Here is a 22,304-nt window from a genome sequence, read left to right as displayed (position 1 = left end):
CGATTCAGCAGATCGTGTCGGCGGCTTTTACGATGGGGCCGGCCCGGCCGGGGATAATTTCGGTATCCCCGGCCGGATCTTGACACCTTCGTCGGCGGTGACCAGCGCGAGCACGACGATGCCGGCCATGATCACGGCGGCGCAGAGGGCGGCCGGGACCGGGTGGGCGATGGTCTGGCCGAGCAGGGTCGTGCCGATCACCGCCGCCGTCACCGGGTTGGCCACCGTGTGCAGGGCCAGCGGCGCGGCCAGGCCGCGGCGGTAGCCGAGCTGGGTGAACCAGATGCCGAGCGGCTGGAGCACGGCCAGCGCCGCGATGGCCGGGACCGTGACGTCGAGCACGATCGTCTGGGTGACCGCCGACGTGTGGTTCATCATCATGCTGCTCGGCATCGTCGCGGTCGGCCTGACCGGCCAGGCGGTCCGATGTGCCGGCCACTGGCTGGTGCTGCGCCGGCTGCCGATCGTGACACCGGCGGAGTTCGCCCTCGCCGAGCCCGGAACCGACGTCATCCTGACCGGCCGCACCGCCGCCGGGCCGCTGCTCCGATCGCCGGAGACCCGCCGGGACTGCGTGGCCTACCTGTACGTCAACGTGCGCGTCTACCACTACTCCGGCGAGGGGACGGACACCACCGAGACGATCGGGGCCGGCGGAGGCGACGCCCGGATCCACGGCGACGCCGGGCCCGCGGTGACGATCGACCCGGAGCCCGGGCGACGGAAGCTCTTCGACACGCGCGACCCGATGATGCGTTTCACGGTGACCCTCAACCACGTCAACCAGGAATCCGCCCAGCGCTACGGCGGCGACGAATACTACGACCGCGAGTACATCACCGAGGCGGACCTCCCGATCACGGCCGCGGGCCGGGTCGGCCCCGGCCGCGACCGGCTCGAACCGGGCCGCTGGGTGACCGGCACCGCCACCGCCGAGGTGGCCGCCCTGGGCCGGCACACCCTGATCGAGGTGCTCGCCTTCCTGGGCGGCGCGGCCGCCCTGTCCGGCCTGATCATCCTGCTGCTGTGGCTGCGCTGATCCCGCGGCACGGTTCCGCGGCCGGGCGGTGGCCGGCCGCGAAGGCGCCGCGACGCCACCGCGAGGCGTTCAGCCATTGGTGAGCGGCCGCGAAGCTGAAGATTTCCTGTGAGCCAGCTCACTAGAAGCTGAAACGGGGCAGCGGAGCCCGTACCCCCGGCCCTAAGGTCTGCCGCCTATCCACCGCGTATCCACCTTGGAGTTCTCGTGTCCGACGGCACCTTCTTCGCCTATATCGCCCTTCTCTTCGTCAGCGGCGCGATCCTCGCCGTGCTCGGCCTCGGCGGCTTCGGCCAGTCGAAGGGCGCCCGCATCCTCGACGGCGTGTTCGCGGCCGCGTTCGTGGTCTACGCCGGTTACCTGCTGTTCGTGTTCGACGGCGGCACCGTGATCATCTCGTACTACGCCTTCATCGTGCCGATCCTCGCGATCGTCCAGGTCTTCCGGGCGCGCAAGGCCCAGCGTGAGGCGGCGGCCGCCGAGGCCGTTCCCGCCGCTCAGGCCCCGCCTGCCGGCCAGGCGTGACCGACGCTCCTCGACGCGACCGCGGGCCCCGGCCCGCGGTCGCGTTTTTTGTTGCCCGGCGGCACAACAGATCGGCGCGGCACCGCGTTTGAATAGGGTCGGGACATACGGGGAAGGGGTCCTATTCGATGCGGTTCGAGGAGTTCGCCGCTGCTCGATTGCCCGCGCTGATGCGGTGTGCCACGCTGCTGTGCACCGACCGGGAGGAGGCCCAGGACCTGGTCCAGGAGTCGCTCACGCGGGCCCTCGTCAAGTGGGACCGGATCGTCAAGGTCGAAGAGCCGTACGCGTACGTCCGCAAGATCCTGACGAACCAGTTCCTCAGCTGGCGGCGCCGCCGGAAGTTCCAGACCGTCCCGCTCGGACCGGGCCACGAGCCGGCCCCGCCGCCGGACCCCGACCCCGAGCACGGTGACCGGCTCTGGCACCTGCTCGGCGACCTGCCCCGTCAGCAGCGGGCGGTGCTCGTGCTCCGCTACTACGAGGGCCTGACCGACGACGAGATCGCCGAGACGCTGCGTTGCCGGCCGGGCACGGTCCGCGGGTACGCCAGCCGGGCGCTTGCCACCCTCCGCATCGAGATCACCGACCACCGAGCCGCCGAAGGGGTGAGGTCATGACGAAGCTCGCCGACTTGCTGCGTACGCTGGACGATCGCGCCGCCCAGGCGCCGGACGGCCTCGGCCTGATCGAGGCGGCCCAGCGTGGGGCGACCCGCATCCGCAAGCGCCGCCGGGTCATCCGGCTGGCCGCGGCGGCGGCGGTCGTCGCCGTGGTCGCCGTGGGCGTGCCGACCGGCTTGCGGATGCAGGCCGCCCGGGTGATTCCCGCCGTGCCCGACCGGGCCCGCACCGCCCAGGACATGACGCTGGAGGTGGGCCCGGTCGAGGGCCTGGTCCTGGGCGACTTCGGGACGAGCGCCAGCGGCCAGTTCCAGTCCTTGTCGGTCAAGGCGGCGGGCGCGGAGTACTTCTTCGACGTCTACGCCTATCCACCGGGCAGCCCCGACCGGTACGGCAGCATCGTTGGTTCCCCGAAGCCGGCGATGAGCGTGCGGGGACGCGAGGCGTCCCTCCAGGACGACGGGTTCTTCCAGACCCTGAACTGGCGCTTCACCGACGGAACCCTGATCGCCGTCCGCTTCACGGCGCGCAAGAGTCCGTCCGCCGAGTCAATGGCCAGGCTGCCGCTCAACCCGTTGGCCGAGAACGACCGAGCCTTGTTGCTCAGCGTGGCCGAGGCGATCCAGATCGGTAAGCCCCGCCCGGTGCCGGCGCCGATCCGGTTCGGCTGGCTGCCGCCGGGTCTCACGTTCACCGGCATCACCAGCCGGGGCGAGCCGGGCAAGTTCACGTCCGGCAGCTACATCAACATGACCCTCACGTTCCCGACCAGCGCCGCCCACGACAAGCGCCAGGTCGACGTGAACGTCACGAAGCGGGCGGGCACGAAGATGTTCCGCGAGACCGCCGACATCAACGGGTTCCCCGGCTATTTCGGGCACCCGTCGGTGCGCCGTGATTCCCTCGTCGTCCGCACGCCCACGTGCGACATCGAGTTCCTCACCAGCCCGGGCATGACCGAGGCGGAGATCATCCGGATGGCCGAGGACGCCGAGTTCTACCCGTGCTCGCAACCTACCGACTGGAAGCCGCCGATGGGCTGAGCCGGCGCGACCCGGCCGTGGCCGCCACGATCAGCGGCACCGCCACGGCCGGGTCCAGCCGGGTCCGCAGCGTGGGCCGCCAACCGGCGTCGGGTGCCAGGTCCGGGTCGTACGCCGCGTTGTAGGCCGCGACCAGATCCACCCGCCGCGGCAGCCGGCCGGGCGTCGCGACCAGCGATCCGATCGCGGTGATCCGCGTGCCCTTCCAGTAGTGGATGACGTCGGCGGCGGGAGTCTCCAGGCCGAGCACGAAGAAGTTGTTCTCGGCATAGATGGCCGACTCGACGCCCACCCCCAGCGAGTACTGGTAGTCGTCGTCGGTGGCGACGAACAGGTTGTTGAACACGTCCACCTGTCCGAACCGGACGCGCGGCGCCCGCTGCAGCACGTTGCCGAAGCGGTTGTGGTGCACGGTCACGCGCAGCCGGCCCACGTCCACGCCCGGCGTGTCGGTCGAGCCGATCAGCATCGTCTTGTCGTGGTTGCCGTAGTCGTTGTAGGAGACCGTGACCAGGTCGGATCCGCGGATGATGTCGGTGGCGCCGTCGTGCACCTGGTACGGCCGCCCGAAGCGCTCGGGCTGGTCCGCGTCCGGGTTGTCGCCGTCGCCGAAGGTGTTGTGGTCGATCCAGACGCGCGTGGCGCCGCTGAGCGAGATCAGGTCGTAGAGCGAGTTCCAGTTGCCGCCGGCGCCGTCGGTCGGGTCCCAGGCCGGGAAGCAGTCGGCGGCGTCGGTGAACTCGATGCCCCGCACGATCACGTTGCTGACGTTGGTGAGCGCCAGGCTGCCGTGGTCGATGCGGGCGCCGCGGCCGCCGACGATCGTGGTGTTGGAGCCGACGTTGACCCGGATCTGCTCGCCCTGGGTCCGGGCGGACCGCACGCGGGCGTCCTCGAGCGGGCCGGCCGGCTTGGTCGCCCGGCCCCAGACCGCCGGGTCATAGGCGGCGAGAAAGGCGTCCAGGTCGTATTCCGGATCGGCGTAGGACGCGCAGTTCCGGCCCTCATTCAGGTCGATCCGACCGGCGACGACAACGATCTTCGGGGTGTCGCCGGCGACGGCCGCGAGGAGCTCGGCGCGGTTCCGCACGGTGGTCACATGCGCGGCGTCGGCGGTGGCCCCACCGGTGGTCCCGCCGCCCCAGCCGTCGTCCGGCGCGGCCGTCGCCCGGGCCGTCTGCGGTGCCGGCACGGCGAGGGCGGTTGCGGTCAGGAGGGCCACGACAAAGGACGACATGGGTACGAAGATGCGCCCGATTTTCGACGTACGTCAATGGCTGGGAATGTGCAGGAAATTTGCAATGATCGACTTGTCTGGCCATTGATGTCCTTCGAATCCTACGATTCCCGGTCATGTTCTCCTGGTTGGTGGCGGCCGTTCTGTTCGTGACGGCGCCGGGCACTCCCACGCGGCCGGTGTTGTCGTCCGACGAGGCCGCCCGGTTCACGCCGGCGGCGTACCTGGCCTGGTCCGGCCCCTATGACGCGCCGGTGGCCGACCCGTGGCGGCCGGCGCCGATCCGGATGCGCCAGGCCGACTTCGTGGTCGGGCGGGGCGGTTTCGCCACCGTGCAGGAGGCGGTCGACGCGGCGTTCCGATCCGGCGGCGCCGACCGGCGGTGGATCGCGGTCCGCGCCGGCACGTACACGGGCACGGTTTTCATCCCGGCCGGCTCTCCTCCGCTGACCATCGTCGGCGTCGGCGACGCCCGGCTGGAGTTCACGGTCGACGCCACGCTCACCCCGGCGGCGTGGGCCGCGCTGGTCAATCCGGACGGCCGCCGCTACGCCCTCGGCGACCCGGCGTGGCCGATGTTCCAGTCCTGCGCGACCCGGACCAGCACCACCGCCGGCCTGTGCGCCACGGTCGTCTGGGCGCAGAGCACCGACCTTCAGCTGGCCAACCTGACGATCACCAACACCCTGCTGGACACCGTGGACGTCACCCTCAACCGCCTGTGGGAGTACCGCCTGAGCGCTGCGCGTTGACATTAGGCAGGTGTTTGCCTGCATAATGGCGCGGTGAACGAGATGGAGCAGCTGTTCAAGGCTCTCGCCGATCCGACGAGACTGCTCCTGCTCGACCGCCTGCGTGAACGCAACGGCCAGACGCTGCGCGAGCTCTGCGAGCACCTGGCCATGGCGCGGCAGTCGGCCACGCAGCACCTCGACATCCTCGTGCGGGTCAACCTGGTGACCGTCGTCCGGCGCGGACGCGAGCGGCTGCACTACCTGAATCCGGCGCCCATCCACGAGATCGAGGAGCGCTGGATCTCCGCCTTCGACCGGCCCCGCCTCGGGGCGCTCAGCGCGATCAAGCGCCAGGCAGAAAGGGAAGCCATGACCTCCGTGCCCACGTACGTCTACGTCACCTACATCCAGGCCGGCGCCGAGCAGGTCTGGCGGGCCCTCACCGACGCCGACCTGACGGCGCGGTTCTGGGGCCACGCCAACGTCTCCGACTGGCAGCCCGGCTCCTCATGGGAACACCGCCGCGTCGACGGCTCCGGCATCGCCGACGCGGCCGGCACCGTGATCACCGCCGAGCCGCCGACCCGGCTGGTCATCACCTTCGGGGACAGCGCGCCGGCGGACCGGGAACCGTCGGTCGTCACCTTCCTGATCGAGCCCTACCAGGACATCGTGCGCCTGACCGTGACCCACGAACGGCTGGCCACCATGGACGACTTCCGCGACATCTCGGGCGGCTGGCCGGCCGTGCTCTCCAACCTGAAGTCCCTGCTCGAGACCGGCGCCGAGCTGCCGCAGGCCCCGTGGGAGATGTCCGGGGCTTGACCGGTAGGAAATCTCCTACCTATTGTGGGCGGCATGACGATCACTCACATCGACGTGGTGTCCCTGCCGGTCGGCGACCCGGAGCGGGCCCGCGACTTCTACGTCGGCACGCTCGGCTTCGAGCTGGTGCGCCAGACCCCGATGGGGCCGGCCCAGCAGTGGATCCAGGTCGCGCCCCCGGGCGGTCACACCTCGATCACGCTGGTCACCTGGTTCGACACGATGCCGGCCGGGTCGCTCCAGGGTCTGGTGCTGCGGGCCGACGACATCGACGCCGAGGTCGCGGCGCTGACCGGCAAGGGTGTGGCGATTCCGGAGGGTGTGCAGGACGCGCCGTGGGGGCGGTACGCGGTGTTCGCCGATCCGGACGGCAACCGCCTGGTGCTGCAGGGCGCGCCGCGTGCCTGAGGTCGACGTCTTCACCGCGATCGCCAACCCGGCCCGCCGCGAGGTGCTCCGGGTGCTGCGCGAGGGTGGCCCCCACCCGGTGGCGCGGCTGGCCGAGCGGTTCGAGATGAGCCGGCCGAGCCTGTCGGAACATCTGCGCCTGCTCAAGGACGCCGGCCTGGTCACCGAGCGCCGGGCCGGCCGCCAGCGGCTCTACTCCCTGCGGGCCGAGCCGTTGCACGAGCTCGCCGGGTGGCTGGCGCCGTACGAGCGCTTCTGGCAGGACCGCCTGCGCGACCTGGCCACCTTCCTGGACACCGACGACTTCCTGGACACCGACGACGAGAACGAGGCCGGCGATGACGACTGAACGTACCTCGATCGAGGTCGACCAGTACCTGCCCCATCCGCCGGCCAAGGTGTGGCGGGCGCTGACCGATCCGGAACGGCTGGCCCGGTGGCTGATGCCGAGCGACTTCGCCCCGGTCGTCGGGCACGGCTTCACCTTCCGCACCGAGCCGCGGCCCGGTTTCGACGGCCTCGTGCACTGCCGGGTGCTCGACCTGGAGCCGGAGCGCCTGCTGCGGTGGTCATGGCAGAACGGCGCCCTGGACAGCACCGTGACCTGGACGCTGACCGGCGAGGGGCACGGCACCCGGCTGTTCCTGCGACACGACGGCTTCGACCCGGACGACCCCTTCCAGCAGCAGGCGATGCAGATCATGGGCGGCGGCTGGCGGACGAAGATCATGCGTGCGCTGGAGGCCGAGCTCGCCGCGATGTAGCAAGGCGGCGCCCCGGACGAACCGGGGCGCCGCCGTCGAGCTGGGGATCGTCAGTCGGTCAGGGTTCCGTTGACCACGCTCAGGGGTTCCAGCTCCCCGGTGTCGAAGTTGTAGACCGTGGCCTGCCAGCGGACGTTCTCGGCGCCCTCGGCCGCGTCGTCGCTCACCGTGGGCATGATCAGCTGGGCCGTGGTCGTGCCCGCCTCGACCTCGACGAACGGCTGGAGGCCGGTCGACGAGAGGGCCCGCGACGGCTCATAGCTCTCGCCGCTGTTGCCGGTGAACCATTCCGGGTCGACGTCGGTGCTGGACAGTTCGGCCTCGGTGGGCTGCGGGAGGAAGATCAGGTAGATCGGCACCTCGGCGGCCGCCGACAGGTTGATCGTCCAGGTCAGCGAGCCGCCCTCGGCCGCCGTGACCGACGCCGGCGTCACGGTGATGTCGGGGCGCGGGTCGTCCTCGCGTACGTCGACCCCGCCCTCGTAGTCACCCACCATCGTGTTGCGGACGGCCTTGGCCAGCACATACCAGCGTTCCGAACCGCCGTACGTGTCGTTGCCGGTGACCTCCACCGGGACGTCGATGCGCGACGATCCGGGCCGCACGTCGGCGACCCACGACCGGGCCGAGAAGGTGTCGGGGTCGACCAGGAACAGCCGGACCTTGCCGCCGGCCTTGCCCTTGACCGCGACCGGCACCTGGTAGGTCGCCGTGCCCGAGTCACCCTCGGTGGCCTCGATCTCGCCGACGTCGATGCGGGACAGGGCGGTCGCGGACGGCGCCGGGGTGCCGGGCCGGAAGCCCCAGGCGTCGATCAGCCAGGACGGCCCGGCCTGGCGCGGGGTCACCGACAGCGAGGCCAGCGACGTCAGGCCCTTCGGCCGCTCGACCCGCACCTCGCGGGCCCAGTACGACGAGGTGGACTCGCTGCCCGGGGCCCCTTCCACGGTCACGTCGCCGAGGTCGAAGGTCTTGCCGCCGGGCGACGACGCCGAGAGCCCGAACCGGCCGGTGGTGTTCGGCGGCACGATCAGGCGCACGGCCAGGTCGGACGCGCCGGCCAGGGACGCGGGCTTGGCCGGGCGGACGGTGGCCGGCCCGTCCACGCGTACGGCGTACCGCCCCTCCTCGGGGGAGACCACGAAGAACGGCGTGAAGTGCGGTGACCCGCCGGAGAAGTCCTCGTTGACCAGGCACGCGTCGGCCGGGTCGGCCGCGACCTGGAGGCAGAGCTTGCCGCCGGTCACCGCGGGACGGGCGTCGGGCAGGATCGCGGGGGTACGCCCGGCGCCGACGGCGTGGCTCAGCACGCGCGCCGGGTCGGCCGACGGCGCCCGGACCCCGGTGCCGTCGAGCAGCGGCCGGGCCCGGTCGTCCCCGGCCACGAACAGCCGCGCGGCGGTGGCGATGTAGGTCGCCCCGGCGGTCTGCTGCTGACGCTCGGTGAGCCGGGTCGGCGTGCCGGGCGAACAGAGCGGGTCGGGCGCGCCGGGATCGGTGAAGAAGTCGTCGAAGGACGGCGCCGCCGACTGGCCGGGTGTCCACTCGGTGTTGAAGTAGTTGTGGTTGGCCCCGACGAACAGCAGCGCGCTGTGCAGGGCCTTGCCGTTGCCGACGCCACGGGTGCCGTCGACGAAGATCTGGCCCTGGAGGTCGGACACGTCGCCGTCGCAGCCGGGCAGGATGGTCGCCGACGGGACGTCCGGCACCGGGTCGTGCCCGAAGATCGTCGGCCCGATCAGCAGCGTGCCGCGGATCGTCCAGCCGACCTTGCCGTGGTAACCGTCCACCGCGGCGGGCGGCGGGTTCAGCGTGTCCATGGCGGCCCGGTTGACGCCCTCGCCACCACGCGAGTGGCCGACGAGGAAGACCTTGGACAGGTCGGCCTGGGGCGCGACCCGGGCGATGGCCGGGTTGCGCGCGGCCCACTGCGCGAGGTGCAGCCGGACCAGCGACGACCGGGCCTGGGCGCCGCCGTCGTCGGCCGCGAAGTCCTGCCCGTTGATGCCGTTGGCCGAGATCGACACGGTGACGTAGCCCTGCGAGGCGAGCAGTTGCTGCGACTGGAGGTAGCCGCGGTAGCTGGGCACCTCGGTCAGGCCTTCGGGGCAGGGCCAGTCGCCGGTGATCTTGTCCGGGTCGTCGCCCTGGTAGCAGGTGTAGTGCCGGCCGTGCAGGAACAACGCCAGCGGCCGGGGGCCGGGCGCGTTGGTGGGCGCGACGACGACGCCCCGCATCTCGACGTCGGCCGGGAAGTCGGGCAGCTTCGCCGAGGGCAGGTCGTACTCGCCGGTGGTGGTCGCGTACGGCCCGGGGGCGCCCGGGTCGAGCTCACCGGCCGGCGAGGGCGGGGGCAGGGCGGCGGGTGCGGTCCCCTTCCGGCGCTGCGGCGGGGCGGCGGCGTCGAGGCGCTTCCCCGCGGCGCGTACCGAGAGATCGTCGGTGTCGTCCGGCACCGGCATCCGGAACGTGCGCTGGTCGGCGGCCCCCCGGGCCCGGCCCAGCAGGCGGTCGCCGGACCAGAACTCGACCGCGGCGTCGCCCATGGGAACGGGCCGGGGCGCGGTCCAGACCAGCTTGTCGTCGTCGAGGGACCAGCCCGAGGGCAGGCGGTCCGGAACCGGTGACGTCGGCGGGTCGGCCCACGCCGCACCGCCGGTCCCGATCAGCAGGGCCACCGTGGCGGCGGCAGCCGTCAAAACTCTACGCATCGCCCAGTTCTAATCGATGCGCGCAAATCCCTCGATCGAGGTCTAAGCAGTCATCCGCGGAGGGCGCGCGTGAGGATGTCGAGCAGCACCTCGCGGGTCGGGTCGATCGGGGCGATGGCGAGCAGCCGGGCCGAGCCGAGGGCCAGGTCGGCGATGCGTGGCAGCTGGTCACGCCGTACACCGATGTCGGACAGCGACGCGGGCACGCCGATGGCCCGGTTGATCTCGGCGATCCGGCCGACGGCGTCGTCGGTGCCGAGCGCCACGCCGAACTCGCTCACCCGGTCCGGGTCCAGCAACGGCAGGACGTACGGCAGCAGCAGACCCGTACCCAGGCCGTGCGGGGTCTTGGTCAGGGCGCCGATCGGATATTGCAGGGCGTGGCAGAGGTGCGTGCCGGTGGAGCCGAAGGCCAGGCCGGCCAGCAGGGACCCCTTCGCCACCTCCTCCCGGGCCCGGCGGTCCCCCGGCGCGCGCACGGCCACCGGCAGCCACGGCCCGAGGTGCGCGGCCGCCCGCAGCGCGAGCGGCTCGGCGAGCGCGTTGCGCCCGGTGAAGACCGGCAGCTCGGCCGACCAGTCCAGGTCGAGACGGCGGGCGGTGAAGGATTCGGCCGCGTGGACCAGGGCGTCGATCCCGGAGTACGCGGTGACGGTCGTGGGCGCGCCCATGGTGAGTTCCGGGTCGACGATGGCAACGGCCGGCACCAGGAACGGGCTGGAGATGCCGACCTTGAGCTCACGGTCCGGGTCGGAGACGACCGCGACCGGCGTCACCTCCGAGCCGGTTCCGGCCGTGGTCGGCAGGGCGATGACCGGCACGACCGGGCCGGGCACCAGGTTCTCGCCGTAGTAGCGGCTGAGCGGCCCGTCGTGGGTGGCGAGCAGCGCGATGAGCTTGGCCGCGTCGAGGGCGCTGCCCCCGCCGATGGCCACGATGACGTCCGGAGCGAAGGTCCGCGCGAGCGACCCGGCCTCGTCGAGCGTCCCGACCGGCAGCTCCGGTGTCACGTCGGAGTGGATCCGGGCGTCGCCCAGCAGGTCGAGGACCGGGTGACCCAGCAGGAACGGGTCCACCACGGCGAGGACGCGGCCGCTCAGCAGCACCGGCAGCTGCGACCGGGCGCCGAATCCGAAGTGCACCCTCGGGGCGACCCGGAGCGTGCCGGCGTCACGCAACGAAACCACCGTCGACCGGCAGGATCACGCCGCTGAGGTGGCTCGAGAGGTCGCTGAGCAGGAACGACACCACCTCGCCGACCTCGGCCCCAGTGCCCGCCTTCCGCAGCGGGGTCGCCGCGATCCGCGCCTCCACGCCGCCGGGGATGTTGATCCGGGTCTGGTCGAGCATCGGCGACTCGGTCGGGCCGGGGGCGATCACGTTGACCCGGATGCCGAGCGGGCCGACGTCGTGCGCCGCGGTGCGGGTGAGCCCGATGACCGCGTGCTTGGTGGCCTGGTAGGCGCCCATCCCGGAGCTGCCCCGCAACCCGCCGATGCTGCTCACGTTGACGATCGAGCCCCGGCCGGCCGGCTCCATGGCGCGGATCTCCTCGCGCAGGCAGAGCCAGGTGCCCTTGATGTTGACCTGGAGGATCCGGTCGAAGTCGGCCTCGGGCACCTGGTCGACGCGCCCGCCCTGGGTCATCGCGGCGTTGTTGAAGGCGCCGTCGAGCCGGCCGAACCTCGCCAGGCAGGCGTCCACGAACCGGGCGACGTCCGCGGCCGAGGCGATGTCGCCGGCGCAGTAGGCGGCGTCCAGCTCGGCGGCCAGCTTGGCCAGCGGCTCCTCGCTGCGGGCGACGAGCATGAGCCGGGCGCCGTGGGCGGCGAACACCCGCGCGGCGTCGGCCCCGATCCCGTTGCTCGCCCCGACGACGAGCACCACCTTGTCAGTCAGCATCAGTTTCCTCGGATGACGAAGGGGCCGGATAGTCGGCGGCGTTGAGGACCCAGCCCTGGGCGCTGAAGTCCGCCCGGGGCGGGCCGAAGATGTCGATCAGCTGCTGGTGGTCGCCGACGCCCTGGGTGGTGTGCACGGTCGGCGGCGGGATCACGCAGATCGACGGCGTGGCGATCTCGGCGTGCTCGTCCTCGCGCCAGCGCGTCGAGTCGGGCCCCCACGGGTAGCGGATGTGGTGCTGGAAGCGGCCCTTCACGGCCAGCGAGATCTGCTCGAAGTCGTCGTGGTGGTGCGGCGACAGCTTCAGCGGGTCGCGTGGTCGCGTCTCCTCGGCCAGGAAGTTCACCATCAGGTTGGTCGTGCGGAAGATGCGGCCGAAGCGGCCCTCGGTGATCGGGGTGTCGGCCAGGCGGTAGACGCGCAGGCGGAACCCGCCGACCGGGTCGGGCCAGGGAATCAGGGGCGCGGCTCGTTCGTCGGGCTCCGCGTACGACTCCGCGTTGAGCGCCGCGGCGGTGAGGTCGCCGGCCACGGCCGAGAAGAGCCGGATGAGTACGCCGTCAGCGTCCACTTTCACCGAGCTGTCGCCCGGCGGCACGACCACGAAGGCTTCCTCCGCCACCGTCTCGGTCGTCCCGGAGGCGGTGACCGTGATCGGGGCGCTGCCGGAGTACTGGAGGATCGCGTACTCGTCGGGCTGGCCGGTCCGCTCGAACAGGTCGCCGGCCTTGGCCTCGGTGTAGGCGAGCACCAGGTTGGCCGCGCGGGCGATCCACGTGCGGCTGCCGTGCGTACCCGTCTGGGTCGGCTCGTGAGCGAGGAACTCGATCCACTGCGACTTCCGGATCGGGGTGCCCGGGTCGGGTCTGGTCGCGGGGGCCAGGCGCGAGCGGATGTCGTCGGCCGCGTACGTGGTCATGCCGGTGTGCTCCGATCAGAAGAGGCGCCGCGCAGGGCGAGCATCGCGCGGGCGTCGGCCGGGGTGGCGATCTCCTTGCCCAGGTCCTCGATCACCTCGCGGATCTTGGTGACCTGCTCGGCGTTGGTGGTGGCCAGGCGGCCCTTGCCGAGCCACAGGCTGTCCTCCAGCCCGACCCGCACGTGGCCGCCGAGCCAGGCGCTGTGCGTGCCGAACTGCATCTGGTCGCGCCCGGCGGCGAACGCGGAGAACCGGTAGTCGTCCCCGAACAGCTTGTCGGCGATCCGCACCATGTGTTCGAGGTTCTCGTGATCGGCCCCGATGCCGCCGAGGATCCCGAAGACGCCCTGGATCAGCAGCGGCGTCGGGGCGAGGCCGCGGTCCACGAAATAGGCCAGCGAGTAGAGGTGCCCGATGTCGTAGCACTCGTACTCGAACCGCGTGCCGTGCTCGCCCAGCGCCCGCAAGATGTGCTCGATCTGGTCGAACGAGTTGACGAAGGGATGCGCGTACGTGTTGAGCACGTACTGCTTCTCCCAGTCGTGCTTCCACTCGGTGACCCGGTCGGCGATCCCGGCGTACACGAAGTTCATCGAGCCCATGTTCAGCGAGGCGATCTCGGGCCGGATCCGCAGCGCGCCGGCCAGCCGTTCGTCCATGGTCATGGCCGAGGAGCCGCCGGTGGTGATGTTGACGACCACGTCGTCGGTGCCCGCGGTGACCTTCTCGACGATCTCCTCGAACAGCTCCGGTTCGAAGGCCGGCCGACCGTCCGGATGTCGCGCGTGCAGGTGGACGATCGCCGACCCGGCCGCCACCGCCTCGATCGCCGCCGTGGCCACCTCGTCGACGGTCAACGGCAGATAAGGGCTCTGCGAGGGTACGTTGACCGAGCCGGTGACCGCGGTCGTGATGATGACCTTCTCGGCGCGGCGCATCAGTTGGTCTCTTCCAGCCCGAGCAGGTAGGCGGTGTTGCGGCAGATCATCTGCCGGATGTCGGCCGCCTTGATCCCGTGGTCGAGCAGCTGCTCGACGATCAGCAGGTAGCCGTCGACCGGCAGCGGGTTGCCCTGCTGGCCGAGGTCGGAGTTGATCACCGTGCGCTCGGGCCCGATCCGGGTGATCCAATCGACCAGCCGCTCGATCCTCCAGCCGGTCGCCTTGACGTCCGGGTGGTACATGGCCAGCTCGTGCTCGACGAAGGCGCCGTAGGAGAGCATCTCCTCGATGTCGGTCTCGGCGGCGTTCACGATGTAGTCCGGGTGGTGCAGCAGCAGCCGCTTGACCCCGTTGCCGCTTGCGTTCTTGAACAGCGCCTTCATCGCCTCGCCGTGCAGGTGGCCACCGGTGAGCAGGATGCCGGCCTCGGCGACCAGGCGGGTCACGGTGTCGGTGTCGGCCGAGACGTCGCCGTGCTCGTCGAAGATCGACTCCTCCTTCTCGTACAGGTTGCCGGTGGCGCTCGGGAAGCCGTCGTCGTGGGTGTGCGCGCGGATGTGCTGACCGGCCGAGACCGTCGGTCCCCACACACATCGCCCGCCCATGGTGATGGCGACCGCGACGGCCGACGGGTTGATCCCGCCGACCTCGGAGTTCAGCGCGACGCCCCCGTACATCGGGGTGGGCGCGTCCTTCAGCGGGGTCTTCATGGCCAGCAGGTCCATCACGGTGTTGTGGTGATGCGACTTGACCAGGATCGCGCGCATGTTGATCCGGGCGCCGTCGTAGGACGCCTCCACGTGGTCGATCCGCCGCGGGAACGGGCTCGGGCCGGAGTGGCAGTGGAGGTCCACCGTGCCGTCCAGGACCTTCAGGAGCTCGGGGGTGGTCATCCAGCGCCTCCACTTGTTCGCATGTCGCACGTGTCGTTCACCATATGGACGCGGGATCGCACCTGTCCAGACTCGAAGGCCCGTTTGTTGCCGTCATATGTTCGCGATGTGACCGGCGCGGTTGCAATATGAACTTTCGGCTGCTCTACTTCTGCACCATGGCCCCTCGAAAGCACTGGCTGCTGGTGCTCCCGGCACTGGCGCTGCTGGTCGCCGTCCTGCTGGTGCCGCTGGGCCGGAGCATCGCCATGAGCCTCGGCTCGCCGGACCTGACCCTCGACCACTTCCGCGAGCTGTTCACCGACGGCGTGACGCTGCGGGTGCTCGGGCGCACGGCGGTGACCGCGCTCGCGGTGACCGTGATCGCGTTCCTGCTCGGCTACCCGTACGCGTACCTGATGACCCGGACCGGACCGCGGATGCGCGGGATCCTGCTGGTCGTCGTGCTGGTCCCGTTCTGGACCTCGGTGATGGCCCGCAACTTCGCCTGGATCATCATCCTGCAGCGCGAGGGGCCGGTGAACTCGTTCTTCAAGCTCTTCGGCCTCGACGTGGTGCTCTACCAGTCGACGGCCGGCGTGACCGTGGCCATGAGCCAGGTCCTGCTGCCGTTCATGGTGCTGCCGCTGTACAGCGCGCTCGGCGGCATCGACCGGCGGCTGCTGCTGGCCGCCCGCGGGCTCGGCTCACACCCGGTGGCGGCCTTCTGGAAGATCTACTGGCCGCTGTCCCGGGGCGGCGTGGTCTCCGGGCTGATCCTGGTCTTCACGCTCAGCCTCGGCTTCTACGTCACGCCGGCGCTGCTCGGCTCGCCCCAGCAGAGCCTGGTCGCCCAGCTGCTCGGCCAGCGCACCACCCAGCTGCTCGACTTCGAGAGCGCCGGCGCCCTCGGGCTGCTCGTCCTCGTCATCACGCTGGTGCTGGTGGCCTGGGCCAACCGGGTCGGCGGCACCATCTCGGCGATCGGCGCGGTGGCGGCGACCCCGGAGGAGCGGCCATGACCGCTGTCCTGGAACGACCCGCCAAGGCCAGGGCCAAGGACAAGGTCGACCCGATCCCGTGGTGGCTCAAGCTGATCGGCGCCGTCGTCGCCGTCTACTTCATCCTGCCGACGCTGTTCGTCATCCCGATGAGCTTCAGCGAGGCGACCACCTTCCAGTTCCCGCCCCGCGGCTTCTCGCTGCGGCTGTACCAGAACTTCTTCACCAACCCGGTGTGGCTGGACGCGCTGAAGAACTCGGTGCTGGTCGCGCTGCTGGCGTCGGTGCTGGCCACGGTCGTCGGCACCGCCGCGGCGCTGGGCCTGCACAGTCTGCGCGGGAGGCCGGCGCGCTTCGCCCGTACCCTGCTGATGATCTCGATCGTCACCCCGGCGATCGTCATCGCGGTCGCGATCTACATCTCCTTCCTCCAGTGGCGGCTGGTCGGCACGTTCGGCGGGTTCGTGCTGGCGCACGCGGCGATCGGCGTGCCGTTCGTGCTCGTGTCGGTGACCAGCGCCCTCGGCGGCTTCGACCCCAAACTGCTGCGCGCCTCGGCCTCGCTGGGCGCGCCGCCGCTGCGCACCTTCGTCAACGTCACCGTGCCGCTGATCGCCCGCGGCATCGTGACCGGCGCCGTGTTCGCCTTCGTCACCTCGTTCGACGAGGTCGTCATCGCGCTGTTCCTGCGCTCGCCGACCCTCCAGACGCTGCCGGTGCAGATGTACAACAGCGTCACCGTCGAGATCGACCCGACCATCGCCGCGTCGTCCAGCGTGGTGGTCACCGCGGTCACCACCATCTGCCTCGTTCTGCAGTTCGTCCGCAAAGGCCGTTAGGGGTACGCATGGCAGCCACCGGCACCCAGATCCGGCTCGCCGAGGTCACCAAGGACTACGGGCTGGCCGCCCCGGCCGTCGACGACGTGTCGCTGACCATCGAGCCGGGCGAGTTCATGACCCTGCTGGGCCCGAGCGGCTCCGGCAAGACGACCACGCTCAACCTGATCGCCGGGTTCGAGACGCTGACCGCCGGCACCATCGCGTTCGACGGCCGGGACGTCGGCGCCCTGCCACCGCACAAGCGCAACCTGGGCATGCTGTTCCAGAACTACGCGCTCTTCCCGCACATGACCGTGGCCCAGAACGTCGCCTACCCGCTGCGGGAACGCAGGCTGGCCAAGGCCGAGATCACCCGCAAGGTCGCCTCGGTACTCGAACTGGTGCAGCTCACCGGCCGCGACGACCACTATCCGGCCCAGCTCTCCGGCGGCCAGCAACAGCGGGTCGCGCTGGCCCGGGCCATCGTCTTCGGCCCGACCGCGCTGCTGCTCGACGAGCCGCTGGGAGCGCTCGACCGCAACCTGCGCGGCACCCTCCAGGCCGAGATCCACCGCATCCACTCCGAGGTCGGCACCACGTTCGTCTTCGTGACGCACGACCAGGAGGAGGCGATGAACCTCTCCGACCGGATCGCGCTGTTCAACAACGGCCGGATCGAGCAGATCGGCACCCCGGAGGAGCTCTACCAGAACCCGGCGACCCTGTTCACCGCCCGATTCCTGGGCGACTCCAACGTCTTCGCCCCGATCGCGGTCGACGACGGCAAGGTGATCTGGGACGACCGCATCTGGCCGATCGCCGCGCCCCCGCCCGCGTCCGAGGGCGTCGCCATGGTCGTCCGGCCCGAGGACGTCCACCTCGGCGAACCACCCGCCGGCGCCAACTCGGTGAACGCGACCGTCCGCGCGGTCGAGTACATGGGCGCCTACCGCACCGCCCTGCTCTCCCTCGGCCACGCCGGCGTGCTGGGCCGCGCCCGGCTCGACGCCACCGCAAGCTCCCTCGCCTCCGGGCAGCCGGTCACCGCGTGGTGGCCGGTCGCCCAGCAACGCCTCGTCCTCACGTCGTCGTCGTAAGGAACCCACATGATCAGGAAGCATGTCCTCCCCGCCGTCCTCGCCTTATCCGTGCTCGCCGGCTGTGGCGGTGGCGAGGCCGCCGCCGACGACCCGAACGCCAAGGTCACCCTGACCTTCACCGCGTACGGCGGCGCCGGCCAGCAGGCCATGATCGACTCGTACCAGAAGCCCTACACCGCGGCCCACCCCAACGTCACCTTCGTGAACACCTCGCCGCCGGACGTCTCCCAGGTCAAGGCCCAGGTGATGAGCCGCTCGGTGAAGTGGGACCTGGTGTCGGTCGCCCCCGGCGTCGCCACCCAGCAGTGCGACAAACTCTTCGAACCGGTCGACGCCACCGGCATCGACACGTCGACCCTGGTCGAGGGCACCATCGGCAAGTGCTACATCGGCAACTTCATCAACGCCAATCCGATCGCCTACCGCACCGAGGCCTTCCCCGACCCGGCCAAGGCGCCCAAGAGCGTCGACGACTTCTTCGACCTGAAGAAGTTCCCCGGCCGGCGCGGCATCCTCAGCAACATCCAGAACGGCATCCTCGAGTTCCCGCTGCTCGCCGACGGCGTCGCGCCCAAGGACATGTACCCGCTGGACGTCGACCGGTCGCTGAAGAAGCTCGACACCATCCGCGACAAGACCACCTTCGCGCCCAACGTCGGCGCCCTCCAGCAGGCCGTCGGGGCCAAACAGGTGGACATGTTCATCCTGCCCGACTCGCGGCTGGTGCCCCTGATGAACGACGGCACCGACATCACCGTCGTCTGGGACGTCACCGTGGCCGCCATGAACGGCTTCGCCATCCCCAAGGGCTCGCCGCACAAGGCCGCCGCCCTCGCCTTCGCCAAGACTTTGTGCGGGCCCGAGCAGGTGGCCGGCATCTCCGAGGCGCTGGGCACCCAGCCGGTGAACAAGGCGGCCAAGCCGGCGCTCTCGGCCAACGCCAAGAAGGTCGAGGCGTTCGGACCGGTCAACACCGGCGAGGTGCTGATGCAGGACATCAACTGGTACGCCGAGAACTTCGACGCCGCCAGCACCAAGCTCACCAACTGGCTGGTCGGATGACGCCCCCACTTACCAACTAGTTGGTCGGTAAGCGCCCCGCCGCTTACCGACTAGTTGGTCACTAAGCGCCCCGCCACTTACCAACTAGTTGGTCACTTAGCGCCCGCCACTTACCGACTAGTTGGTAGGTAGTGGCTCCACTTCGGTTGGTGCTCCACCAGGTGAACTAGGATTCCGTCATGGCGAACAATGAGCCCAGCGACGCCCTCACCAGCGACATCCGGGCGGTCGCGCGCGTCGGCCAGATCTGCGAGCTGTTCGGCCCGCGCGTCCTGGAGCTGAGCGCGGCCGACATCGCCGAGCGCACCGGCCTGAACCGCACCACCGCCTACCGGTACTGCGCGTCGATGGTCGCCGCGGGCATCCTCCGGCGCGGCGCCCGCCGCGGCGCGTTCGCCCTTGGCCCGCTCATGCTCGAACTCGGCACGCTCGCCCTGGGCCGGCAGCGGGTCGTCGAGATCGCCGGACCGTACCTTCGCAAGCTGAGCGCCGCCGTCCGCATGACGGCGGTCCTCAGCGTGATGGGCACCCACGGCCCGATCGTCGCCCTGACCGAGGAGGACACCAGCCGGATGGTCGTCGTCACCGTGCACCCCGGCACGAAACTCGACGTCACCGCGGCACAGACGCGGTTCTTCCTGGCGTACGCCGACGACAGCTCGATGATGGCCGAGATGACCGCCGAGCTGTCGCCGGCCGACCGCGCCCAGCTCGAGTCCGACATCGTGACCGCGCGGCAGCGGGGCTTCAGCTTCGTCCGCCCGCACGGCGGCCCGTTCGTGGTCGGCGCGCCGGTCTTCGACGAGGGCGGCCTGGCCGCGACCGTCGGCATCCTGGGCGCCGGCGACGTGCCCGACCTGACCCCGGCCGTCGAGCACCTGCTCGCCACCACCGGCGCCCTGAGCACCGAACTGGGAGGCAGCGTTGTTTGATTCCCTCGCGTCGGCGTCCCCGCCGTACTCCAGCTGGTCGTTCTTCGGCCCCGACGACCGGCGCGGCACGATCAACTTCCTGACCCCGTCGCGGGTGGCGGCGGCCGCGGCCCTCATCCGCACCGGCACGCGGTTCGGGCTGGACTATCCGGTCAACGCGTTCGAGCCCTACCCCACCGGCACCCGCCCGCCGACGCGGCACCACGTGTTCGCCAACAACGAGTTCCACCGCGACGACTGGCTCGACTCGTTCTACCTCCAGTCCACCTCACAGCTCGACTCGCTGCGGCACATCGGCCACCCCACGCACGGCTTCTACAACGGACAGTCCCCCGACTCCGCCGACCTCGGCATCCACCACTGGGCCGCGGACGGGATCGCGGGCCGCGGGGTGCTGCTGGACGTTCGTTCCCACCTCGAGTACGACGTCGAGACCACGGTCGTGCTCGACGCTCCCCTGCTCGACGAGATCGCCGCGGCCCAGGGCGTCGGCTTCCATGGCGGCGACATCCTTCTGCTCCGTACCGGATGGGCCGAGAACTATGTGGCCAAGAGCCCCGCCTCCCGGGCCGAGTTCAACCGGCGCAACCGATCGCCGGGCCTGGCCCAGCGCACGGCCACGCTCCGCTGGCTCTGGGACCACGAGATCGCCCTGGTCGCCGGCGACACTCCCGCGGTCGAGGCCGACCCGGTCATCGACTCCGACTTCCGGACGCCCGGCGAACGCCCGCCCGACCGCGGCGTCGACCACAGCGGCATGCTCCACCGCCCGCTGATCGCCCTGCTGGGCATGGCCATGGGGGAACTGTGGAAGCTCGACGAGCTGGCCGCCCACTGCGCCGCCACCGGCCGCTACGACTTCTTCCTGACCTGCAAGCCGCTGAACATCCCGGGCGGCGTCGGCTCCCCGCCCAACGCCATCGCGATCACTTAGCCAGGTTGGGAAATCCGCAGATCCGCCACTGTTCCTGCTTGTCCTCGTTCACGATGTACGACTCGACGCTGGTCGCGCCGTCCGGGTGCTTGATCTCGACGCTGACCGTGGCCTGCCCCCGCTCGTACTCCATGGCGGCGTCGAGGATCCGGTAGCCGGCCACCGGCTGCGGCGCCGCGACGTCCTGGAGCCGGTACTCCTCCTTCGCCTCGGCGCAGAAGGTGTCGTACTCGGCCTGGTCGATCCCGTTCTTGGCCGCCTCGATGTAGTCGGTGGTGGCCTGCTTCGCCGCGCTCTCCTTGTCGGTCACGCCCTTGACGCCGAGGTAGAGCCGGATCATGCCGAACACACACACCGCGGCGAGCACCAGGGGCACCGCGATGACGACGATGAGCCAGGTCCGGCGTTTGCGGACGGGCTGAGCGGGGTTGGTCACGGCGACCTACCCTAGGTGCTGATGATCTTCTGTGCTGCCCCGCACCACGCCTAGGCCATCCTAGGATCCTGGCCCACTCCTTCGGCCGTCAGACCTCCCGCGGGTCGGCCAGGAGCTGATCGGGGTACCCGCATCTTGGACCAGCGCGCCCTGGCCCGGGGCGAGCTCGTCGGCGCGCTGGACCACCGAGCCCATCGCGCTGCCCACCGCGGCCGGCGTCGACCGCAGGGCGGCGCCGGTCACGTAGGCGGTGGTGCCGACCAGGGCCGGCCCTGAGCCCGGCCGCTACTTGACGGCCGTGGTGGTGTTCACGAACTCGGGGTGGCTCAGCAGGAACTCGTCGATCTTCTCGGCGCGGATCGCCGCGAACAGGTCGTCGGTGGCCGGCACCAGTTGCTCGCCCAGGTATTGACTGCCGCCACCGGAGTAGGTGCCGCCGATCAGCTTGATCGTGGTGATGTTGTCGGGGCGCATGCCCTTGAGGGCGAGGGCGTAGTCGAGCACCGACTTGCCGCGGCCGTTGAAGGTCAGGGACTTTCCGGCCGCGGTGAGCACCTTGTCCAGCTTGACCGGGTTCGTCACCACGTCGCCGCTGGCCGCCTTCTTGGCGATCGCCTTGAGGACCTGCTGCTGGTGCCGCTGGCGGGCGTAGTCGGTGCCCTTGAGGCCGTAGCGCTGCCGGGCGAAGTCGAGCGCCTGCCAGCCGACGAGGTGCTGGTTGCCGACCTCGTAGACCTTCTTCGGACCGACGTACGGGTGCTCGTCGCCCCGGGACGACGGCCGGAACGGGCGGCCCTTGCCGTTGGGCTGGAGGTGTTCGGACTCGGTGCGCTCGTCGACGTAGATGTCGATGCCGCCCATCGCGTCGACGACCTTCTTGAAGCCGTCGAAGTTGATGATCGCGCCGGCGTCGAACTTCTTGATGCCGGTGAGCTTCGACACCGTCTTGCTGAGCAGCTCGAAGCCCTGGGTCGCGCTGGGCAGCGGCTTGCCGGGCACGTGGCTGCCGATCGACATGGCGCCGTTGATCTTGCCGCGCTGCTCGCCGGTGCCGGATTTGGCGAAGGCCGGGATCGTGACGTAGGTGTCTCGTGGGACCGAGAAGATGTACGCCTTGTCGAGCGTCGCCGGGACATGCACGACCATGATCGAGTCGGCCAGCGGCGGGGTCTCCGGCTTCCGCGGGTCGATGCCGACCAGCAGCATGTTCAGCGGGCCCTTGATGTCGCTCTTGGCCTCTTCCTCGCTGACCCCGCCGGCGTCACCGAACAGGTCCTCGGTCTGCACCGCGCCGGCGTACCGCGCGGCCAGCGTCTGGCTCGCGATGGCACCGCCCCCGCCGACCACGGTCAGCAACCCACCGAACACGATGGTGACAACCGCCCAGACCGGCGACTTGCGTGGCTTTTTAGCCATCGATGCGACCCCAGTGAATCGGCGACATGGTCAACAACTCAGCCGCGGAGCGTACAGGG

At 70.6% G+C, this 22,304-nt stretch carries 25 protein-coding genes; 15 read left to right on the top strand and 10 right to left on the bottom strand.

Going from position 1 to position 22,304, the window contains the following annotated elements; genetic code table 11:
- Positions 1-27 precede the first annotated feature (27 nt).
- On the bottom strand, positions 28-375 hold the full coding sequence (locus tag AB0M54_RS13905) for a hypothetical protein (RefSeq protein ID WP_364471088.1): 348 nt from the start codon (positions 373-375) through the stop codon (positions 28-30).
- On the opposite strand from AB0M54_RS13905, the gene AB0M54_RS13900 reads away from it, so the two are divergent.
- The 4 genes from AB0M54_RS13900 (at position 353) to AB0M54_RS13885 (ending at position 3,230) form a co-directional block, all read left to right on the top strand.
- A complete protein-coding gene (locus tag AB0M54_RS13900) occupies positions 353-1,039 on the top strand; it encodes a hypothetical protein (RefSeq protein WP_364471086.1) in 687 nt (228 codons plus the stop codon). The genes AB0M54_RS13905 and AB0M54_RS13900 overlap by 23 nt on opposite strands.
- A 207-nt stretch (positions 1,040-1,246) precedes the next feature.
- The gene (locus AB0M54_RS13895; RefSeq protein WP_364317345.1) at positions 1,247-1,564 is read left to right on the top strand and encodes a hypothetical protein; all 318 of its coding nucleotides are present in this window, start codon (positions 1,247-1,249) and stop codon (positions 1,562-1,564) included.
- 128 nt (positions 1,565-1,692) lie between these two features.
- Positions 1,693-2,184, top strand: a complete 492-nt coding sequence (locus AB0M54_RS13890; RefSeq protein ID WP_364317347.1) for a SigE family RNA polymerase sigma factor — start codon at positions 1,693-1,695, stop codon at positions 2,182-2,184.
- Positions 2,181-3,230 carry a hypothetical protein gene (locus AB0M54_RS13885; protein ID WP_364471084.1) on the top strand — a complete coding sequence of 350 codons (1,050 nt, stop codon included), beginning with the start codon at positions 2,181-2,183 and terminating at the stop codon, positions 3,228-3,230. The genes AB0M54_RS13890 and AB0M54_RS13885 overlap by 4 nt, the downstream gene beginning before the upstream one ends.
- Here AB0M54_RS13885 and AB0M54_RS13880 read toward each other — a convergent pair.
- Positions 3,202-4,467 carry a polysaccharide lyase family 1 protein gene (locus AB0M54_RS13880; RefSeq protein WP_364471082.1) on the bottom strand — a complete coding sequence of 422 codons (1,266 nt, stop codon included), beginning with the start codon at positions 4,465-4,467 and terminating at the stop codon, positions 3,202-3,204. The two genes, AB0M54_RS13885 and AB0M54_RS13880, sit on opposite strands and share 29 nt — an antisense overlap.
- A gap of 116 nt (positions 4,468-4,583) precedes the next feature.
- Between AB0M54_RS13880 and AB0M54_RS13875 the strand changes: the two genes are divergently transcribed.
- From AB0M54_RS13875 to AB0M54_RS13855, 5 genes are read left to right on the top strand one after another with little or no spacing between them, the layout of a single operon-like run.
- Positions 4,584-5,219: a hypothetical protein gene (locus AB0M54_RS13875; RefSeq protein ID WP_364471080.1), complete on the top strand. Its 636-nt coding sequence runs from the start codon at positions 4,584-4,586 to the stop codon at positions 5,217-5,219.
- 42 nt (positions 5,220-5,261) lie between these two features.
- Positions 5,262-6,026 carry a metalloregulator ArsR/SmtB family transcription factor gene (locus AB0M54_RS13870; RefSeq protein ID WP_364471359.1) on the top strand — a complete coding sequence of 255 codons (765 nt, stop codon included), beginning with the start codon at positions 5,262-5,264 and terminating at the stop codon, positions 6,024-6,026.
- A 33-nt stretch (positions 6,027-6,059) separates the two neighbouring features.
- Positions 6,060-6,434 carry a VOC family protein gene (locus tag AB0M54_RS13865; RefSeq protein ID WP_364471079.1) on the top strand — a complete coding sequence of 125 codons (375 nt, stop codon included), beginning with the start codon at positions 6,060-6,062 and terminating at the stop codon, positions 6,432-6,434.
- Entirely contained in the window at positions 6,427-6,783 is a 357-nt protein-coding gene (locus AB0M54_RS13860) for a metalloregulator ArsR/SmtB family transcription factor (protein WP_364471077.1), read from the top strand. Before AB0M54_RS13865 ends, AB0M54_RS13860 begins: the two co-directional genes overlap by 8 nt.
- Positions 6,773-7,198: an SRPBCC domain-containing protein gene (locus tag AB0M54_RS13855; RefSeq protein ID WP_364317357.1), complete on the top strand. Its 426-nt coding sequence runs from the start codon at positions 6,773-6,775 to the stop codon at positions 7,196-7,198. Before AB0M54_RS13860 ends, AB0M54_RS13855 begins: the two co-directional genes overlap by 11 nt.
- 50 nt (positions 7,199-7,248) lie before the next feature.
- Here AB0M54_RS13855 and AB0M54_RS13850 read toward each other — a convergent pair whose 3' ends face one another.
- The 6 genes from AB0M54_RS13850 to AB0M54_RS13825 are packed head-to-tail and all read right to left on the bottom strand — an operon-like array spanning position 7,249 to position 14,564.
- A complete protein-coding gene (locus tag AB0M54_RS13850; protein ID WP_364471075.1) occupies positions 7,249-9,909 on the bottom strand; it encodes a hypothetical protein in 2,661 nt (886 codons plus the stop codon).
- A gap of 50 nt (positions 9,910-9,959) precedes the next feature.
- Complete coding sequence (locus AB0M54_RS13845; protein ID WP_364471073.1) at positions 9,960-11,087, bottom strand: iron-containing alcohol dehydrogenase; 1,128 nt, start codon at positions 11,085-11,087, stop codon at positions 9,960-9,962.
- Positions 11,080-11,811 carry an SDR family NAD(P)-dependent oxidoreductase gene (locus AB0M54_RS13840; RefSeq protein WP_364471071.1) on the bottom strand — a complete coding sequence of 244 codons (732 nt, stop codon included), beginning with the start codon at positions 11,809-11,811 and terminating at the stop codon, positions 11,080-11,082. The genes AB0M54_RS13845 and AB0M54_RS13840 overlap by 8 nt, the downstream gene beginning before the upstream one ends.
- Entirely contained in the window at positions 11,801-12,730 is a 930-nt protein-coding gene (locus tag AB0M54_RS13835) for a hypothetical protein (protein ID WP_364471070.1), read from the bottom strand. The genes AB0M54_RS13840 and AB0M54_RS13835 overlap by 11 nt, the downstream gene beginning before the upstream one ends.
- On the bottom strand, positions 12,727-13,668 hold the full coding sequence (locus AB0M54_RS13830) for a 3-keto-5-aminohexanoate cleavage protein (protein WP_364471068.1): 942 nt from the start codon (positions 13,666-13,668) through the stop codon (positions 12,727-12,729). The genes AB0M54_RS13835 and AB0M54_RS13830 overlap by 4 nt, the downstream gene beginning before the upstream one ends.
- Positions 13,668-14,564 (bottom strand): DUF6282 family protein, encoded by an 897-nt coding sequence (locus tag AB0M54_RS13825; RefSeq protein WP_364471066.1) that lies wholly within the window; start codon positions 14,562-14,564, stop codon positions 13,668-13,670. The genes AB0M54_RS13830 and AB0M54_RS13825 overlap by 1 nt, the downstream gene beginning before the upstream one ends.
- Positions 14,565-14,692: 128 nt before the next feature.
- Between AB0M54_RS13825 and AB0M54_RS13820 the strand changes: the two genes are divergently transcribed.
- The 6 genes from AB0M54_RS13820 (at position 14,693) to AB0M54_RS13795 (ending at position 20,393) form a co-directional block, all read left to right on the top strand.
- Entirely contained in the window at positions 14,693-15,565 is an 873-nt protein-coding gene (locus tag AB0M54_RS13820) for an ABC transporter permease (protein ID WP_364317368.1), read from the top strand.
- A complete protein-coding gene (locus AB0M54_RS13815) occupies positions 15,562-16,383 on the top strand; it encodes an ABC transporter permease (protein WP_364471064.1) in 822 nt (273 codons plus the stop codon). Before AB0M54_RS13820 ends, AB0M54_RS13815 begins: the two co-directional genes overlap by 4 nt.
- An 8-nt stretch (positions 16,384-16,391) precedes the next feature.
- Positions 16,392-17,462, top strand: a complete 1,071-nt coding sequence (locus AB0M54_RS13810; protein WP_364471062.1) for an ABC transporter ATP-binding protein — start codon at positions 16,392-16,394, stop codon at positions 17,460-17,462.
- Positions 17,463-17,471: 9 nt separating this feature from the next.
- Positions 17,472-18,527, top strand: coding sequence for an extracellular solute-binding protein (locus tag AB0M54_RS13805; protein WP_364471060.1), 1,056 nt, complete (start codon positions 17,472-17,474; stop codon positions 18,525-18,527).
- Between the two features lie 179 nt (positions 18,528-18,706).
- The gene (locus AB0M54_RS13800; protein WP_364317375.1) at positions 18,707-19,459 is read left to right on the top strand and encodes a helix-turn-helix domain-containing protein; all 753 of its coding nucleotides are present in this window, start codon (positions 18,707-18,709) and stop codon (positions 19,457-19,459) included.
- Positions 19,452-20,393, top strand: coding sequence for a cyclase family protein (locus AB0M54_RS13795; RefSeq protein WP_364471058.1), 942 nt, complete (start codon positions 19,452-19,454; stop codon positions 20,391-20,393). Before AB0M54_RS13800 ends, AB0M54_RS13795 begins: the two co-directional genes overlap by 8 nt.
- Here AB0M54_RS13795 and AB0M54_RS13790 read toward each other — a convergent pair.
- Both AB0M54_RS13790 and AB0M54_RS13785 read right to left on the bottom strand, forming a co-directional pair.
- Positions 20,386-20,829 (bottom strand): hypothetical protein, encoded by a 444-nt coding sequence (locus tag AB0M54_RS13790; RefSeq protein WP_364317379.1) that lies wholly within the window; start codon positions 20,827-20,829, stop codon positions 20,386-20,388. The two genes, AB0M54_RS13795 and AB0M54_RS13790, sit on opposite strands and share 8 nt — an antisense overlap.
- A gap of 285 nt (positions 20,830-21,114) precedes the next feature.
- Positions 21,115-22,245, bottom strand: coding sequence for an LCP family protein (locus AB0M54_RS13785; protein ID WP_364317381.1), 1,131 nt, complete (start codon positions 22,243-22,245; stop codon positions 21,115-21,117).
- Positions 22,246-22,304 lie beyond the last annotated feature (59 nt).

Origin of the sequence: Actinoplanes sp. NPDC051470 (genome assembly GCF_040682035.1) — a bacterium.
Classification (GTDB): domain Bacteria; phylum Actinomycetota; class Actinomycetes; order Mycobacteriales; family Micromonosporaceae; genus Actinoplanes.
Note: the sequence above shows the minus strand (reverse complement) of the source record. Positions and strands in the feature narration are given on the sequence as shown.

Coding starts and splice junctions, on each gene's coding strand:
- AB0M54_RS13840 (WP_364471071.1), bottom strand. CDS start 11,811: ATGCTGACTGACAAGGTGGTGCTCGTCGTCGGGGCGAGCAACGGGATC.
- AB0M54_RS13835 (WP_364471070.1), bottom strand. CDS start 12,730: ATGACCACGTACGCGGCCGACGACATCCGCTCGCGCCTGGCCCCCGCG.
- AB0M54_RS13865 (WP_364471079.1), top strand. CDS start 6,060: ATGACGATCACTCACATCGACGTGGTGTCCCTGCCGGTCGGCGACCCG.
- AB0M54_RS13830 (WP_364471068.1), bottom strand. CDS start 13,668: ATGCGCCGCGCCGAGAAGGTCATCATCACGACCGCGGTCACCGGCTCG.
- AB0M54_RS13810 (WP_364471062.1), top strand. CDS start 16,392: ATGGCAGCCACCGGCACCCAGATCCGGCTCGCCGAGGTCACCAAGGAC.
- AB0M54_RS13890 (WP_364317347.1), top strand. CDS start 1,693: ATGCGGTTCGAGGAGTTCGCCGCTGCTCGATTGCCCGCGCTGATGCGG.
- AB0M54_RS13800 (WP_364317375.1), top strand. CDS start 18,707: ATGGCGAACAATGAGCCCAGCGACGCCCTCACCAGCGACATCCGGGCG.
- AB0M54_RS13805 (WP_364471060.1), top strand. CDS start 17,472: ATGATCAGGAAGCATGTCCTCCCCGCCGTCCTCGCCTTATCCGTGCTC.
- AB0M54_RS13815 (WP_364471064.1), top strand. CDS start 15,562: ATGACCGCTGTCCTGGAACGACCCGCCAAGGCCAGGGCCAAGGACAAG.
- AB0M54_RS13905 (WP_364471088.1), bottom strand. CDS start 375: ATGAACCACACGTCGGCGGTCACCCAGACGATCGTGCTCGACGTCACG.
- AB0M54_RS13875 (WP_364471080.1), top strand. CDS start 4,584: ATGTTCTCCTGGTTGGTGGCGGCCGTTCTGTTCGTGACGGCGCCGGGC.
- AB0M54_RS13785 (WP_364317381.1), bottom strand. CDS start 22,245: ATGGCTAAAAAGCCACGCAAGTCGCCGGTCTGGGCGGTTGTCACCATC.
- AB0M54_RS13825 (WP_364471066.1), bottom strand. CDS start 14,564: ATGACCACCCCCGAGCTCCTGAAGGTCCTGGACGGCACGGTGGACCTC.
- AB0M54_RS13850 (WP_364471075.1), bottom strand. CDS start 9,909: ATGCGTAGAGTTTTGACGGCTGCCGCCGCCACGGTGGCCCTGCTGATC.
- AB0M54_RS13855 (WP_364317357.1), top strand. CDS start 6,773: ATGACGACTGAACGTACCTCGATCGAGGTCGACCAGTACCTGCCCCAT.
- AB0M54_RS13870 (WP_364471359.1), top strand. CDS start 5,262: ATGGAGCAGCTGTTCAAGGCTCTCGCCGATCCGACGAGACTGCTCCTG.
- AB0M54_RS13820 (WP_364317368.1), top strand. CDS start 14,693: ATGAACTTTCGGCTGCTCTACTTCTGCACCATGGCCCCTCGAAAGCAC.
- AB0M54_RS13880 (WP_364471082.1), bottom strand. CDS start 4,467: ATGTCGTCCTTTGTCGTGGCCCTCCTGACCGCAACCGCCCTCGCCGTG.
- AB0M54_RS13885 (WP_364471084.1), top strand. CDS start 2,181: ATGACGAAGCTCGCCGACTTGCTGCGTACGCTGGACGATCGCGCCGCC.